This window comes from Mesorhizobium sp. P2_B11, from assembly GCF_056404855.1.
This window is the reverse complement of sequence record NZ_JBFUDF010000013.1, coordinates 64,482-79,550: the sequence shown is the minus strand read 5'-3', so window position 1 is coordinate 79,550 and position 15,069 is coordinate 64,482. Positions and strand designations below refer to the sequence as shown.

Annotated in this window: 15 protein-coding genes and 1 tRNA gene; 7 read left to right on the top strand and 9 right to left on the bottom strand. The window is 63.9% G+C overall.

What is annotated here, in order from left to right; translation table 11 throughout:
• Positions 1 to 13 precede the first annotated feature (13 nt).
• Positions 14 to 87: transfer RNA gene (locus AC1DYJ_RS30105), tRNA-Cys, on the bottom strand.
• A gap of 129 nt (positions 88 to 216) precedes the next feature.
• Between AC1DYJ_RS30105 and AC1DYJ_RS30100 the strand changes: the two genes are divergently transcribed.
• Together AC1DYJ_RS30100 and AC1DYJ_RS30095 are read left to right on the top strand one after the other, a co-directional pair.
• Positions 217 to 546, top strand: coding sequence for an antibiotic biosynthesis monooxygenase family protein (locus tag AC1DYJ_RS30100; RefSeq protein WP_477283261.1), 330 nt, complete (start codon positions 217 to 219; stop codon positions 544 to 546).
• A 25-nt stretch (positions 547 to 571) separates the two neighbouring features.
• Positions 572 to 1,435 (top strand): alpha/beta fold hydrolase, encoded by an 864-nt coding sequence (locus tag AC1DYJ_RS30095; protein WP_477283259.1) that lies wholly within the window; start codon positions 572 to 574, stop codon positions 1,433 to 1,435.
• A 34-nt stretch (positions 1,436 to 1,469) separates the two neighbouring features.
• Here the strand turns inward: AC1DYJ_RS30095 and AC1DYJ_RS30090 are convergent, their stop codons facing one another.
• The 5 genes from AC1DYJ_RS30090 to AC1DYJ_RS30070 form a co-directional block, all read right to left on the bottom strand.
• The gene (locus AC1DYJ_RS30090) at positions 1,470 to 2,273 is read right to left on the bottom strand and encodes an ABC transporter permease (RefSeq protein WP_477283258.1); all 804 of its coding nucleotides are present in this window, start codon (positions 2,271 to 2,273) and stop codon (positions 1,470 to 1,472) included.
• Positions 2,273 to 3,106 carry an ABC transporter permease gene (locus tag AC1DYJ_RS30085; RefSeq protein WP_477283256.1) on the bottom strand — a complete coding sequence of 278 codons (834 nt, stop codon included), beginning with the start codon at positions 3,104 to 3,106 and terminating at the stop codon, positions 2,273 to 2,275. The genes AC1DYJ_RS30090 and AC1DYJ_RS30085 overlap by 1 nt, the downstream gene beginning before the upstream one ends.
• Positions 3,107 to 3,128: 22 nt before the next feature.
• On the bottom strand, positions 3,129 to 4,244 hold the full coding sequence (locus AC1DYJ_RS30080; RefSeq protein ID WP_477283254.1) for an ABC transporter substrate-binding protein: 1,116 nt from the start codon (positions 4,242 to 4,244) through the stop codon (positions 3,129 to 3,131).
• Positions 4,245 to 4,328: 84 nt separating this feature from the next.
• Positions 4,329 to 5,420, bottom strand: coding sequence for an ABC transporter ATP-binding protein (locus AC1DYJ_RS30075; RefSeq protein ID WP_477283252.1), 1,092 nt, complete (start codon positions 5,418 to 5,420; stop codon positions 4,329 to 4,331).
• 309 nt (positions 5,421 to 5,729) lie between these two features.
• On the bottom strand, positions 5,730 to 6,614 hold the full coding sequence (locus tag AC1DYJ_RS30070) for a LysR substrate-binding domain-containing protein (protein WP_477283250.1): 885 nt from the start codon (positions 6,612 to 6,614) through the stop codon (positions 5,730 to 5,732).
• An 83-nt stretch (positions 6,615 to 6,697) separates the two neighbouring features.
• On the opposite strand from AC1DYJ_RS30070, the gene AC1DYJ_RS30065 reads away from it, so the two are divergent.
• Positions 6,698 to 8,290 (top strand): zinc-binding metallopeptidase family protein, encoded by a 1,593-nt coding sequence (locus AC1DYJ_RS30065; protein WP_477283248.1) that lies wholly within the window; start codon positions 6,698 to 6,700, stop codon positions 8,288 to 8,290.
• Between the two features lie 34 nt (positions 8,291 to 8,324).
• Positions 8,325 to 9,257, top strand: a complete 933-nt coding sequence (locus tag AC1DYJ_RS30060; RefSeq protein WP_477426347.1) for a dimethylarginine dimethylaminohydrolase family protein — start codon at positions 8,325 to 8,327, stop codon at positions 9,255 to 9,257.
• A 114-nt stretch (positions 9,258 to 9,371) separates the two neighbouring features.
• Here AC1DYJ_RS30060 and AC1DYJ_RS30055 read toward each other — a convergent pair whose 3' ends face one another.
• Entirely contained in the window at positions 9,372 to 9,698 is a 327-nt protein-coding gene (locus AC1DYJ_RS30055) for a hypothetical protein (protein ID WP_477283245.1), read from the bottom strand.
• A gap of 274 nt (positions 9,699 to 9,972) precedes the next feature.
• On the bottom strand, positions 9,973 to 10,902 hold the full coding sequence (locus AC1DYJ_RS30050; RefSeq protein ID WP_477283243.1) for a LysR substrate-binding domain-containing protein: 930 nt from the start codon (positions 10,900 to 10,902) through the stop codon (positions 9,973 to 9,975).
• A gap of 113 nt (positions 10,903 to 11,015) precedes the next feature.
• Between AC1DYJ_RS30050 and AC1DYJ_RS30045 the strand changes: the two genes are divergently transcribed.
• Complete coding sequence (locus tag AC1DYJ_RS30045; RefSeq protein WP_477283241.1) at positions 11,016 to 11,669, top strand: hydrolase; 654 nt, start codon at positions 11,016 to 11,018, stop codon at positions 11,667 to 11,669.
• A 66-nt stretch (positions 11,670 to 11,735) separates the two neighbouring features.
• Complete coding sequence (locus AC1DYJ_RS30040) at positions 11,736 to 12,149, top strand: nuclear transport factor 2 family protein (protein ID WP_477283239.1); 414 nt, start codon at positions 11,736 to 11,738, stop codon at positions 12,147 to 12,149.
• 399 nt (positions 12,150 to 12,548) lie between these two features.
• Here the strand turns inward: AC1DYJ_RS30040 and nanR are convergent, their stop codons facing one another.
• Complete coding sequence (nanR, locus tag AC1DYJ_RS30035; protein ID WP_477283237.1) at positions 12,549 to 13,235, bottom strand: transcriptional regulator NanR; 687 nt, start codon at positions 13,233 to 13,235, stop codon at positions 12,549 to 12,551.
• 190 nt (positions 13,236 to 13,425) lie between these two features.
• On the opposite strand from nanR, the gene AC1DYJ_RS30030 reads away from it, so the two are divergent.
• Complete coding sequence (locus AC1DYJ_RS30030; protein ID WP_477283235.1) at positions 13,426 to 15,027, top strand: ABC transporter substrate-binding protein; 1,602 nt, start codon at positions 13,426 to 13,428, stop codon at positions 15,025 to 15,027.
• Positions 15,028 to 15,069 lie beyond the last annotated feature (42 nt).

Genomic DNA, 15,069 nt, shown 5'->3' with positions numbered 1-15,069 from the left:
CAACGAGATAGTGTGGAGGCCTGAGTGGGAATTGAACCCACTACGTCGGTTTTGCAGACCGATGCGTCACCGTCCCGCCCTCAGACCATGACGCCTTGTGCATGCACCGCGACACCCAGTCAAGTTGGCCGGCCTTCCGCTGGCAGGCTCGAAACGGATCTGGCTGCCGTTGCCAGGATGTTCGGAACGCGGCTCGCGTTCAGGTGTTTATGGGAGATGGCACCGAAAACGCCCACCATCGCGCGCATCTGGCGCGGCAGGACCTTGCCGGAAAAGGCCGACGCCTATGAGCGCTACAATTACGAGGCCGGCATCAAGCCGCTGATCGAGAAAGCGCTTGGCGTGCAGACCTTTCGCGAGGACACGCCGACCCATTCGGAATTCATCACCATCTCCTACTGGGAAAATGTGGAGGCGATGGCGGCCTTCACCGGCGGCGATCCGAAAGATATCCACCATCTCGACCGCGACAAGGAGTTCCTGATCGAATTGCCGAAGAGCGTTCAGGTGCTTCAGATCCGTTCCAGCCACGGCGCAGTGGGCTGATGTTGCGGATTTCGACGCCAGGACTGTGCAGGTCGAGGAGACATCGATCTTCGTCCGAACCGGTGGCTCAGGCCCGGCGCTGCTCCTTCTGCACGGCTTTCCCGAAACGTATATAATGTGGCGCGACATTGCCGTGGCCCTGGCGCCGAACTTCAGCGTGGTCGCCGCCGATCTCAGGGGCTACGGCCAGAGCTTCTGTCCAGCCTCCGATGCGGATCATGCCGCCTATTCCAAACGAGCGATGGCGCGCGACATGGTTCAGGTCATGAACGCGCTAGGCTTCGACCGCTTCATGCTTGCCGGCCATGACCGCGGCGGCCGCGTTGCTTACCGGATGGCGCTTGACCATCCCGAAATCGTGTCGAAGGTCGCAGTCCTCGACGTCATCCCCACTGCGGCCGCCTGGGATCGCGCCGATGCCAGGCTGGCGCTCGCCTTCTGGCCGTGGAGCCTGCTTGCCCAGCCCGAGCCGCTGCCGGAGCGCCTGCTGGCTGCCGCACCCGATGCCGTCGTCGACAATGCGATCGCCGGCTGGGGCTCGGCTCCCGGTGCTTTCCCCGCCGAAGTGAGAGAGGCTTACATCGACGCGTTACGCGAGCCCGCCCATATCCACGCCATCTGTGAGGAATACCGCGCCGCCGCCGGCATCGACCGCGAGCACGACGCCCAGGATCGGGCTGACGGCCGTCGCATCAAATGCCCGCTGCTGGCGCTGTGGAGCGGTGAGGGTGGGTTGGAAACCTGGTATGCGGACGAGGGCGGCCCGCTGGCGATCTGGCGGCAATGGGCCGACAGCGTCGAAGGCGGTCCGGTCAAGGGTGGGCATTTCTTCCCGGAGGAGCACCCCGGGGAGACGGCGGCCGCGCTCTCCAAATTCCTTGTGGCGTGAACTCGGGCCGACAATCAGGCGCCCGGTTGAACCGTCAGTTCCCGCGCACCTTCACCACCACACTACGCACCGCCAGCACCAGAACGGTGATGATGATCAGGATCACCGAAAGCGCTGCGATCGCCGGGTCGATGTTGTCGCGTAGGCCCATCCACATCAGGCGGGGCAGGGTGATGGCGTTGACCGAGGTGATGAACAGGGTGACGCCGATTTCTTCCCAGGACAGGACGAAGGAGAGCAGGGCGGCGGTAACGATGCCGAACTTGATGTTGGGCATGATGATGCGCGTCGCACGCTCCCACACGCTGGCGCCTAAGCCCCGCGCGGCGAGGTCGATGCGGCGGTCGAGCTGGCTGAGCGAGACCAGGATCAGCACCGTGGCGAAAGGCACCGTCATCACCGAATGCGCCATGGCGACGCCGAGCCATGTGTCGTAGCCGAAGAACGAGCTCATGCCGGAGATCGAGGTGAGCAGGAAGTAGAGCGTGATCGCCGACACCACCGGCGGCACCACCATCGGCAACAGCACGAAGCCGACCAGTGCTGCCGTGAATCGCGGCTGGAACATCCACACACCGAGGCTGAAGCAGAGCGCCAGCACGGTGGAGATGACGCTGCTGACGATGCCGATGCGGATCGACAGCAGGATGGCATCGAGCCAGCGCGGATCCTCGATCAACGAGCGGTAGTGGCGCAGCGACAGTTCGCCCGTCGGCATCGCCAGCATGCGGCTTGGCGTCAGCGACACCGGAATGACCGCGAGCAGCGGCAACAGCAGGAACAGCGCTACCAGCACAGCGAGGATCAGCGAGACGGGACCGGGGCGATAGGTCGGCATCAGATCAGCTGCTTCGGTCTGACATAGCGGAACAGCACTGCCATCAGCGCGCCGACGAACAGCACCAGCACGACGCTGATCGCCGCGCCCAGCCCCCAGTCGGGGCTCTGGAAGATCCTGAGATAGATCAGCTCGGCAATCATCACGCTGCGGCCGCCGCCGAGGATCGCCGGCGTGACGAAGAAGCCGAGCGAGAAGACGAAGACGATCATCGCCGAGCCGATGATGCCGGAGCGCGTCATCGGCACGAATACGGTCCAGAAGGTGCGCATGCGGCTGGAGCCCAGCCCGCGCGCAGCGAGCAGCACGCGCTCGTCGAGACTGCGCATGGCCGACGCCAGCGGAAACACCGCGAAGGGAATGAGAAAATGCGTCATGCCGACAATGACGCCGAATTCGTTGCGCACCAGCGCCAGCGGCTCGGAAATGAAGCCGATCGATTGCAGCCAGGTGTTGATCAGGCCGCGATTGGAGAGCAGCGCCACCCAGCCGAAGGCACGCGTCAGCACCGAGATCCAGAAGGGGACGAGAATGCAGAATTCAGCGATTATGCGCTGCACAGGGCTGCCGCGCACCCATACCATGGTGATCGCATAGGCCGCCGCCACCGAAACCACGGTGACGATCAGCGCGATGCGCAGCGTGCGGATGAACACCGACAGCACCAGCGGGTCGGTGGCGAGCGCGCCATACTGGCCGAGCCCCGGTGTCGGCAGCGTGACGCTCCATTTGACGACACCGAGGAACGGCCAGGCATAGGCCAGCACGAGAAACAGGAGCAGCGGCGCCATCAACAGCGCCGCGCCCATCCTGTCGGAGAGGGTGCCTCTCATCGAAGCGTCACACCCGGCTTGTTCAGGCCGAGATGATCTTGGTGTATTCGTCGAGTGCTGCCCCGTAGTTCTTGGCGTACCAGTCCATGTCGAGCGCGATCTGCTTCTTCATGTTTTCGGGATCGACCGGGTTGATGCGCTTCTTATCGGCGGGGATCAGCGCGTCGGTGGCCGGATTGGCCGGACCCTGTCCGAGCTTGTCGAACATGACGAGCTGCTTTTGCGGGTCCTGTGCGCTGGCGATGAACTTCATCGCTGCATCCTTGCCGCCGGGGTTGCCCTTGAGCACGGCCAGCGCGCCGGGCGAGATCAGGCCCTGGTCCCAGATGAACTTGATCTTGCCGCCGGAATCCTGCTCGATCAGCGAGGCGCGGGTCGACCATACGATGGCCATCGAGGCTTCGCCGTTGAGCAGCACGCTCTGGCTCTCGGCACCGCCGCCCCAATAGGCCACGACATTTTCCTTGAAGGCGGCGATCTTGTCATGCGCGCGCTTCAGATCGAGCGGGTAGAGCGAGGCCGGTGCAATGCCGTCGGCGAGCAGCGCTGCTTCCCAGCTCGACACGCCCCATTTGTAGAGCGAGCGCTTGCCCGGGAACTTCTTCACGTCGAAGAAGTCGGCCATGCCGGTCGGCGCGTCCTTGCCGTATTTCTCCGAGTCATAGGCGATGACATAGGAGAAGAAATAGGTCGACGCTGCGTATTCCCAGCCGAACCCTTCACGCATCTTCTTCTTGTCGACGATGGCATAGTCGATCGGCTCGAGCGCGCCCTGGGCGCCGAGCGTGATGGCCGAGAACGGGTCGACGTCGACGAGATCCCAGGTCGGCGCGCCGCTCTTGAACTGCGCGGCAATCGCGCCTTCGGTCGGGCCCGAACCGTCCATCTTGACGGTGATGCCGGTGTCCTTGGTGAAGGCCTGGCCGTAGGCGGCGTCATAAGCGGTGAGCGCATCGCCGCCCCAATTGACCAGCACCAGTTCCTTGGCCTGCGCAAAGGCGCCGGTGGAACGCAGCAGCATCGGCGTGCCGGCCAGCACAAGGGCGGCAAGCTGGGTGAATTGCCGGCGCGAAATCTCGCCGCGCACTGCCCTGGCGGACAGGCCGTCCATCGCTTGTTTTTTGGTTTCATTTGTCATGTCAGTTCCCCTTTTTTCGTTGGTCGTTCCGGTGGTTGTGGCGTGCTCCAGATTCTTTGCTGGAAGACTTCGCCGGTGTGGTCGTCATCCTCCGTCCGGAAGGAGGAAACCTTTTTCCGCAGGCCAGGTCAGCCAGACGGAGTTGCCTTTGCTCAGCGCCGCGGCCGCAACCTCGTTCGGCACCGACACCGTCACCTTGGCGCCCTGGCGCGTTGTCAGGTCGAGCCTGGTCGCCGCGCCCAGATAGGTAGAAGCAATCGCCGTGGCGGCAACGCCGTTCTCGCCGGCGGCTGCTTCGCGCGCGATCGACATGTGCTCGGGGCGGATTGCCAGGATGGCGTCGCCGCGGACTTTCTCGGCCTTGCAGTGCATGCTGACCGCGCGGTCTTCGCAGAGACCCATCGAGCCATTGCCGGCGGGCTTGACGCCCTTCAGCGGCAGCATGTTGATCTCGCCCAGGAACTCGGCGACGAAGCGGTTGTCCGGCCGGTCGTAGACCTCGTCGGGCGCACCGACCTGCAGCAGCTTGCCGTGGTTGAAGATGGCGACGCGCGACGACAGCGCCAGCGCCTCACTCTGGTCGTGGGTGACGAAGACGAAGGTGGTGCCGGTTTCCTGGTGCAGCCGTTTCATCTCGGCCTGCATCTGGCCGCGCAGGCTCTTGTCCAGCGCCGAGAACGGCTCGTCGAGGAGCAGCACGCCGGGCTCGAACACCAAAGCGCGGGCCAGCGCCACGCGCTGCTGCTGGCCGCCCGAAAGCTGCGCCGGAAGTTTCGTCTCGTGGCCCTTGAGGCCGACGCGCTCGACCATCTCGGCGACGCGGCGCTTGATCTCGGCTGCCGACTTTTTGCGCACCTTGAGCGGGAAGGCGATGTTGGCTTCGACCGACATATGCGGAAACAGCGCATAGCCCTGGAACACCATGCCGGCGGCGCGCTGCTCGGCCGGCCGCTCGGTGATGTCGACGCCGTCGCTGAAAAGCTTGCCGACGGTCGGCTGAACGAAACCAGCCAGGATCATCAGGAAGGTGGTCTTGCCCGAGCCCGAGGGGCCGAGCAGCGTCAAAAACTCGCCGCGGCCGATATTGAGCGTCAGATCGTCCAATGCACGGAAGGAGCCGAAGCTCTTGCCGATCCCGATTGCCTTGATCTCTGCGGCCCGGCCGGGTTGCTGCATCCTGCCTCTTCCTTGGTCGTAGCATGAGCGTAGGGCAGGGCGCCGGCTCACCGCAACCGAATAGTTTTCGCCTGATCGGCAAATTTGATTCACGGATGGCGGGTGTTTGAGAGGAGGCGGGGCGCCGAAGCTGCCGATCTCCCCCCTCGTGGGGGAGATGCCCGGCAGGGCAGAGGGGGGCGCTGTCCCGCCAGCCTCTCAACTTTTTGCCACGCCTATTTCTGATAGGATCCTTCGCTACCTTCGAAAGTTGGCGCTCTACGGCGCCCCCCTCTGTCCTGCCGGACATCTCCCCCACGAGGGGGGAGATTAGCTGACTTCCGACAGCTTCGCTCTTAGCCACCCCGCAAACGCCTCCAGCACCGGGTGGTTCGCCTTGGCGTGCTCCGAAACCAAAAAGTACGAGCGCGGCGAGGGGATCGCGATGTCGAATGGCTTCACCAGCCGGCCTTCGCTCAATGCCCGGCGGCTGGTCAGTTCGTCGCCCATGGCGATGCCCTGGCCGGCGATCGCCGCCGAGAACACCAGGTTCATGTCCGAGAAGAAAATGCCACCTTCAGTGTCGGGATTTTCCACCTTGGACAGCGCCAGCCAGCGCGCCCAGTCTTCGGTGTCGCCGAGATGCAGGAGGTTGGCGCGCAGCACGTCGGCCGGTTTGGAAAAGCCGCCGACCTTGTTGAGCAAGGTCGGGCTGCAGAGCGGCGTGAACGAGATTTCACACAGCGGCTCGACTGCGCGGTTCGGCCAATTGCCGACGCCGAAAGCGATGAAGGCGTCGGCGTCCGGATTGCTGACGTCGTCCAGCCGCCTTGGCGTCAGGATCGACAGCGCCACATCCGGATACATCTGCCGGAACTCGCCGATATGGGTGCATAAAAACAGCGAGGCGAAGCCCGGCGTGCAGGAGACGGCGAAAGAGCCGCCGACGCCGGTGCCGGCCTGGCGCGTCACCGCATCGCCAAGCACGGTCAGCGCCTTGCGCACGTCAGCAGCATAGCGCTGGCCGCGTGGTGTCAGCGCCACGCCCTTGCCGATGCGCTCAAGCAAGTCGAAGCCGAGATCGCGTTCGAGCAGCCGCAGCTGATGGCTGACGGCGCTGCGGGTGAGGTGCAGTTCGTCTGCGGCGCGCCAGACGCTGCCGTGACGGGCAAAACTGTCGAGGGCGCGCAGCGCCTGTGTGGAGGGTATTCGCAAGAAGCCTCAGGTGAACCGAATTTGCACGAACCGGGAAAACATATCACTTTTTGCAAAGCCGCTTCACTGCTTTCTTGGGCGGCATGGAGAAACCGGTGACGACCTCGGCGCAAGCCACCGCGCTTGCCTGTCTCGATGGCATCCAGCCGTCGCTGTCGGCGTGGACGCGCACTATTTTCGATTTCGGCGAGACCGCCTGGCGTGAATACCAGTCGGCGGCCTGGTATGTGGCGCGGCTGAAGCATGAGGGCTTTTCGGTCGAGGAAGGCTCGGCCGGCATGCCGACCGCATTCTGCGCGCATTGGACGAACGGCCCCGGTCCGACCATCGGCATGTACGCTGAATACGACGCCGTGCCTGGCAACTGCCAGGATGCGGCAACGGTGAAGCGGCCACGCCCGGGCCTTGGCGGCGAGGCCGGCGGCCACACCGATCCGCATTCGGGGCTTGGCGTCGCCAGCCTCGGCGGCCTTCTGGCCACCAAGGCGGCAATGCAGCGCCACGGCATCGAAGGCACGCTGCGCTTCACCGGCGAGCCGGCCGAGAAGGTGAGGGGCTCGAAGCCGATCCATGCGGCAAAAGGCTATTATGACGGCCTGGCCGGCATGATCTCCTTCCACCCCTTCTACATGCTGCCGCTGTGCAACACGGCGCGCTGGGACACGCATTGCGGTGCCGCCTATGCCATGATCTACCGCTTCATCTGCGACGGACCCGAAAACTGGGTTCGCGCTGGCGATGGCGCGCCGATCCCGCAGGCGCATTCGGCGGTCCGCGCCCCCGGCGCCAACGACGCACTGATGACCATGTATATGGCCTCCAAGGCGCTGCGCGATTCCATGCTGCCGCATCAGGGCGGCTGGTCGATCAGCGAGGCGATCCTGACCGCGGGGCAGGCCACGGCCGACAATCTGCCGGCGGGACTGGCCGAGATCCAGTACATGATCCGCGTGCCGACCATTGCCATGGCCGAACAGGTCACCGCGGTGCTCGACCGCAACGCGCAAGCCGCTGCTACGATCAGCGGCTGCCGCTACGAGCGCCACTGGGTCTCGAAGTCGCGGCCGGGGCTCGCCAACCACGCCATGGCTGGGATCGCCTATGAAGCGCTGTCCACGGTCGGCCCGCCGCACTGGGATGAGCCGGCGAAGGCGATCGCCCGCGAGGTGCAGGTCAATGCCGGCGGCACGGCCACCGAAAACCCGTTCATCGACGAGATGGAGCGGCTGATTGCGCCGCAAGAGGCCGAAACCATCCTGCGCCGCGATTTGCCACCGTCGCAGATCAATTCCACCTCCGACGACTACACCGACATGTCGTGGCACGCGCCGACGGCCCGCTTCTATGTCGCCCGTCCGGCGCTGCGTTCGGCGAACGGCCACGCCTATCCATCCTGGGCGATGAACGCGCTGGGCGGCATTTCCGCCACCATCGACCCGATGGTCGTTTGCGCGGCGAAGACAGTGGCTCTCGCAGCGTTGCGGCTGCTCGAAGACAAAACGGCGCGCGATGCGGCGATGGATGAATTTGTCACTCGCACCGGCGGCGGCATTGGCGGCTCCAACTGGATCGCGCCGCTTTGCGACTACGATCCACCCGTCAACTTCCGCTGGCCGGAATATGTCACCACCGCGCGCGGGCGCGACTGGTGGATTCCATCCGCCGGCACCGCATGACTTACACGACTGACATCACCACGAGGAGAACCCCATGACCGTCCATGACCGTATCGTCGCCGAACCGTTTTCGCTGCAGCGCCGCAACCCCGCCGGCGGCACCAAGCCGCTGACCGCATGGGGTTTTGCCAACGAGACCGATGTCTTGACCGACGTTTTGCTCGGCTCGCCCAATTTCCTGCGCCATCTCTCGACCAGCTCGCTGTCGCGCAAGCATCTGCGCGAGGCGCCCTGCAACGTCCAGATCGCGCAGGCGCAGCACAAGGACCTGGTCGCCGCCTATGAGCATTTCGGCRTCAACATCCACTGGCACGAGCCGACGCCGGAGCTGCCGATGCAGGTCTATTCCCGTGATTCCAGCGTCATGACCCCATACGGGGCCTTCATCACCGCCATGGCCAACTGGTGGCGTCGCGGCGAGAACTATGCCGCCATCCGCACCTACGAGAAGCTCGGCATTCCGATCTACGACATGGTCACTGCCGGCACTTTTGAAGGTGGCGACTTCAACGTCATCGAGGAAGGTGTGGTGCTGATCGGCTGCGGCGGCGCCCGCACGCAGGAAGAGGGCGCCCGTCAGGTGCAGGATTGGTTCGAGAAGGAAGGCTGGGAAACGCGCCTTGCCTTCATCGACGAATATTATGTGCACATCGACCTGATGGTGGTGCCGATCGCAGAAAAGCTCACCGCCGTCTGCCTCGCCTGCACCGAGCCAGGTATTGTCGACTGGCTGAAGGGCAAGGGCCACGAGATCATCGACGTGCCGTTCCAGGACACGATGGCGCTCGGCTGCAACTTCATGTCGCTCGGCAAGGACAGGGTGATCGCGCCGACGTCGAGCCAGTCGCTGATCGGCCAGCTCAAGGCGCGCGGCTTCGAGGTCGCGGCGATAGACATGAGCGAGATCTCCAAGACCGGCGGTGGCATCCACTGCATGGCGCAGGCGCTGAAGCGGGAGAAGGCGTAAGAGGCAACGGCGGCGAAGCTACCAATCTCCCGCGAGTGGCGGAGATATCCGGCAAGACAGAGGAGGGCGCGACGGAATGCCGGCCTATCTCGGTTCACGCACCAGCACGGGGCTCTAGGCTGCGCCGGTCCACTCAGCGTATCGCCTGAGCCCCATGCCCGCGAATAGCATGACCATCATGATTGCGAAGAAGAAGCCCAGGCCGAGGTAGAAGAAATTCGCTATCGGCGAAATCTTGACATATCGCACCTGCTTGAACGGCACGCCGCTCGGCTTTGTCGCCGCCAGGCCTAACCAGAAGACGAAGGTGACGACAACCAGCGAGCCAATGTAGGGATCCATCCAGTCGGGCACCCTGACGAAGCCGAAATTGAACGCAAACGCCCCGTTCGCCGACAACAGCAGCGCCAATACCGAGCAGACAAAAATTAGGCGTTTCACGCGGCGCTCCCCCCAGTTAGTCCATATCCGCGACGATGTATAATTTCCTTGATTGAAGGTCTATTATTCATGCCCGTCAAGATTGCAGACTAGCCGCAAAAACACGACAGCGCGAGCAACCAACTAGCGCTGCCTTGCATGGTGCGCTGTGTCCGTTCCAGCAGATCGTCCGGAGGGGGCGCGACAGGGCGCCGACCTGTCCCGCTTCATCCCTGCTGGAAAGGCGACCTTGGGAGACGGAAGAGGCCTGGGCAGCCCGCCGCATCAGCACACACTAGCCGATATCCCCGGCGAAGCGTTCGGCCAGGCGATCGCGCCGAAAGGCCTCCAGCACGAAGTCGACGAAGACGCGCGTCTTGGCGGGCAGCAGTGTGCGGCTGGCGTAATAGAGCGAGATCGAGCCGAGATCAGCATACCAATCGGGAACGAGGCGCACCAGCGCCTTGCTCTCCAGGTAGGGCAGCGCTTCCGGCATGACGATTAGCGCAACGCCGAGATCGAGCAGCGCTGCCCGCGACATGGCCGCGGGGTCGCTAACGACGATCGTTTCCTGCAGTTCCGCCGACAGTTCCTTGCCGGCGCGGTCGCGCATGACGCGCTGGCGCAGGCGGCCGGTTCGCGAGGACCGCAGCACAATGCCGTCGAACCCGGCAAGGTCTGTCGGATCGGCAGGCGGGGTTCGCCCTTTCATGTAGGCCGGTGATGCGACAGCAACGATATGCATGGGCGCCAGCTCGCGCGCGATCAGGCCGGGTGTGAGCTCGAAGCCGCCGCCGATCGCCGCGTCGAACCCCTCGGCGATGAGATCGACCTGCCGGTTGTCGAACTGCCAATCCGGCCGGATGCGCGGATAGCGCCCGAGAAACGCCGGCAGCAGCGGCATGATGTAGTTCAGCCCGAGGATCAGGCTGATGCTGACCTTGAGCACGCCGGCCGGCTCGCCCTTGGCCGTCGCGACGGCGGCTATGGCGTCCTGCAGCCCCTCCAGATTGTTGCCGATCTGCTGCAGGAACAACTCGCCGGCCTCGGTCAGGGTCAGCTTGCGGGTGCTGCGGTGAAACAGCCTGGCCCCGAGATTGTGCTCCAGCGTGGCGACATTGCGGCTGATCGCGGCCGGCGTCAGCGCCAGCGCGCGCGCCGCCGCCGAAAAGCTGCCGGTCCTGGCGCTGCGCACGAAGGACTCGAGATTTGCCAAGGTCTCCATGGTCAAATTTTAAAGCAATGCTTGCAGATAATTCAAGCCATTACCCACTAATATCGGGGCAATAGAAGGGCGATATCCCGGCGACCACCTAAATCTCAACAGGATGACGCCCCGTGACCAAATCGCCCAAGACCGGCCTAGATGCCCTGCTTCGCCCCGAAGACAGCATTCTCGTGCTGATCGACCACCAGCCTTATCAGTTCTCCAACCTGAACAGCCACGAGCCGACGATGATCGTCAACAACGTCATCGGCCTGGCCAAGACGGCCAAGGTCTTTAACGTGCCGACGATCCTGACCACGGTGATCGAGGAACGCGGCGGCTATCTGATCAAGGGGCTCCAGGATGTCTTCCCGGAGCAGAAGCCGATCGACCGCACCTTCATCAACACCTGGCAGGACGAGCGTGTCGTGGAGGCCGTCAGGAAATCGGGACGCAAGCAGCTCATCCTGGCGGCGCTGTGGACAGAGATCTGCCTCGCCATGCCGGCGATCCAGGCGCTGGCCGACGGCTACGACGTCTTCATCGTTACCGATGCTTCGGGCGGCGTCTCGGCGGAAGCCCACGACATGGCGGTTCGCCGCATGGTGGCGGCCGGCGCCGTGCCGATCACCTGGATGGCGGTGATGGCCGAATGGCAGCGCGACTGGGCGCGCGAGGAAAGCGCCATCGCCCTGGCTGGCGTTCTTGCCGACCATGGCGGCGGCAGCGGCGTCGCCTTCGCCTGGGAGATGCAGCTTCTCGGCCACCGGTCCGGCAAAGCCTGAGCCGATCGTGGCGGCGCACGGTGTGTCGCCACGCCAACTGCCTGTGATTCAAGCTGGAGCACGACCATGACGAACGGTTCAAAGCAGGGCGGCGGCACCCAAACCGCTGGGACATCCGTCGATTTCGACACCCTGATGCAGGCCAACCTCGTTCGCGTTTTTGGCGAGCATGATGCGCAGCGCCGTCTTGCGGCGCTGCGCGAACTTTACGCCGAGGACGCTGTCCTTTACGAGCCGCAGGCCGTCGCCAGCGGATGGGAGGCGATCTCGGCTGCTGTCGGCGCCTTGCTCGCCGGCCTGCCGCCCGGCTTCGTCTTCAGCCCGGCCGGGTTGGCCGTCGGCCACAATGGCGTTGGCCGGCTGTTCTGGCGGGCCGGTCCGCCCGGGGGGCCTGTGGCCGTCACCGGTACCGACGTCGCCCATGTCGAGGGCAGACGGATCAAGTCCCTGCATGTCTTCCTGGACCCGGCGCCGCGCTGACGGGGCGCGTCCAATAAACGGGTGGCCGCCGAACGGTGTAAGGGAGGAACCGTGGGTTTCGTGCTGTATCCGCCCGCATGTTTGACAAAACGCGCCCGGCAGTGGAAACATGCACAATCATCTTGGGGAGAGAATCTGTGAAAAGAGCCTATGAAAAGCCGAGCCTGGCCAAAGCAGGCAAGCTCGGATCGGTGGTGGCTTCAATCTCGTCGAAGCCCGCCCCCTGAGCGCCTGCGGCCGCTGCAGGCCGTAGTTCGGCTGTCCTGGCTAGCGACAATCAAATCGAATTGCATGATTTGATGCCAGTCCGCCCGCCTTGAACGGCGGGCTTTTTGCGTTGGCCAGAGCGCAGTCGCGCAAAGCCACTCGTCGCGCATCAGCCGGCTAATCCTGTTTTCCCTAATCTGAATTGAACTTGCGCCTGGCGTTTTCCAGATGCGCGCGCATCGCTTGCCCGGCGGCCTCCGGGTCATGGTGCTCGATCGCCTCGAACACCGCCTGGTGGCCGGCGAAACTCTTGCGATTCTCGATCTCTGTGTTGGCCATGTGGATGCGCTGATTGATCAGCCATTCGACCAGCGCCTCATGCGCGGCGAGGAAGATCGGATTGCCAGGGATGACGGTCAGGGCGCGGTGAAACGCGACGTCGGTGACGGCGAAGGCGCGCGCCCGGGCGATGGCACGCTCGTTTTCGGCCAGCGCGGCCGCCAGCGCGTCGATCTGCTCGCGTGTCGCCACCTCTGCGGCGTGGCGCGCGATCGAGACTTCGAGAAACAGCCGCAATTGCTCGAAATGGCCGATGCCGTCGGGCTGATCCATCAAAAGATGCGCCGTGCCGGTCAGCTGCTCCAGCATGTTCTTCGGCGTCGGCCGCGTCACCTTCGGCCGCTCACCGCTGTTGATCTTCACCAGCCCCATCTTTTCCAGCGCAAACAGCGCCTCGCGCACCGAGGGGCGGCCGACGTCGAACATCGACATCAGGTCGCGCTCGGAAGGCAGCGAGGCGCCGACCGGATAGACCTCGTCGCGGATCATCGCCTCCAGGCGAAGGCGAACTTCATCCGACAATTTTTTTCGAACTGGCATATTGTGCATGGTCTACCTTTTAAGCTATTAGACCAGTCGCCGCAAGCGAGGATCTTGCGCAACCGAAGGGATGGAGGTCGCCATTTTGCCGGTGGGCACTGCGGTCGCGCGACAGGCCAGGACTTGGCGCGAAATTGGCCTGAGGCATGGCCTCCATTTCGGCCGGCGAACGCAACGGGAGGAAAATTCCATGAGAAGACTGCTGATGAGCTTTCTGTCGGCGCTGGCACTGACCTTTGCTGCCGGCACCGCGAAGGCCGCCGATGGTGGCACGTTCCGCTCGGCGATGCGTACCGGCTGCATCGAGATGGGCACGCTGCACACCACTTGTGGCCACAGGCTCGACGAGACGGTGTTGCAGGGTCTCGTCCACATCAAATGGACGGGCGACGGCGTGCAGCCGATGCTGGCCGAGAGCTGGAAGACGCCCGACGGCGGCAAAACCTACATCTTCAACCTGCGCCATGGCGTCAAATGGCATGACGGCACGCCGTTCACCGCCAAGGACGTGGTGTTCAGCCTCAACCTCTACGCCAATCCCAAGGTCGGCTCGCCCTGGGCGCAGAAGCTTGGCGCCGTCGCCGGATACAAGGCTTTCCAGGATGGTTCGGCCTCCTCGCTTGCCGGAGTGAAAGCACTCGATGACAGGACGGTCCAGGTCGAGCTCGACAGCGCCAAGCCGCTCTGGGTCGAGCTGCAGCTTATCGCTATCTCGATCTTTCCCGAACACATTCTGGGTAAGGTCGCACCCGGCGACATCAAGGGCAACGCCTTCTGGGTCAACCGCGTCGGCACCGGCCCGTTCATCTGGAAGAAATACGAGAGCGACCAGTATGTCGAGGTCGACCGCAACCCCGACTATTTCCTCGGCGCGCCGAAGCTCGAACGGATCATCTACCAGATCTACAAGGATGTGCCGCCGATCATCGCCGCACTGGAGACCCAGGAGGTCGACGCCATGTCCTATGAGGGCGGCGGAGTGCCAGTCTCCGAACTCGCCCGCTTGCAGAAGCTCGACTATCTGACGGTCCTGCCGAAATTCTCCGCCGGCCTGCCGACCTATCTGCAGTTCAATCTGGCGAACAAGCGCTTCGCCGATGCGCGCGTGCGCCAGGCGATGCTTTATGCCATCGACCGCAAGGCCATCATCGAAACGGTCAAGCAAGGCGCCGGCGAACTGTTGAACACGCTGTTCCCGCAGGACTGGGCGCGCGCCAAGGACCTCGAGCCCTACGACTACAATCCTGACAAGGCTAAGCAGTTGCTGACCGATGCCGGCTGGGACGCCAGCCAGCCGGTCGATTTCATCTACTATTATTCCGACCAGATGAACGTCGACACCATCACCGCCATCCAGAGTTATCTGGCCGCAGTCGGCGTCAACATCCAGCCGCGCCTGCTCGATCCGGCGGCGATCAACCAGGTTTATGCCGATGGCAGCTTCCAGATGGGCTTCTTCGCGCAAGGCATGGGGCTCGATCCCTCGCTCGGCTCGCCGCTGGTCGTCTGCGGCGCCAAGCCTCTCGCCCTGGGCTATTGCAACCCGAAGGTCGACGAACTCTTCAACAAGGGGCTGGAATCCAACGACCGCGCGGTGCGCGCTGCGAGCTACCAGGAGGCCTCGCGCATCCTCAACCAGGACCTGCCAAAGGCGTGGCTGTGGAACGAGGTGCGGCCGCTCGCCTTCAACAACCGCATCGTCGGCCTTGCCCAGCACTTCAAGGAGCAGCCGCTCGTGATCTTCAACCACCCGGTCTACAACGAAGTCGAGAAGTGGGAAGTGGCGAAATAGACGCTGCGGAACGTCCTCGCTCACCGATCATGGAGCTCCGTC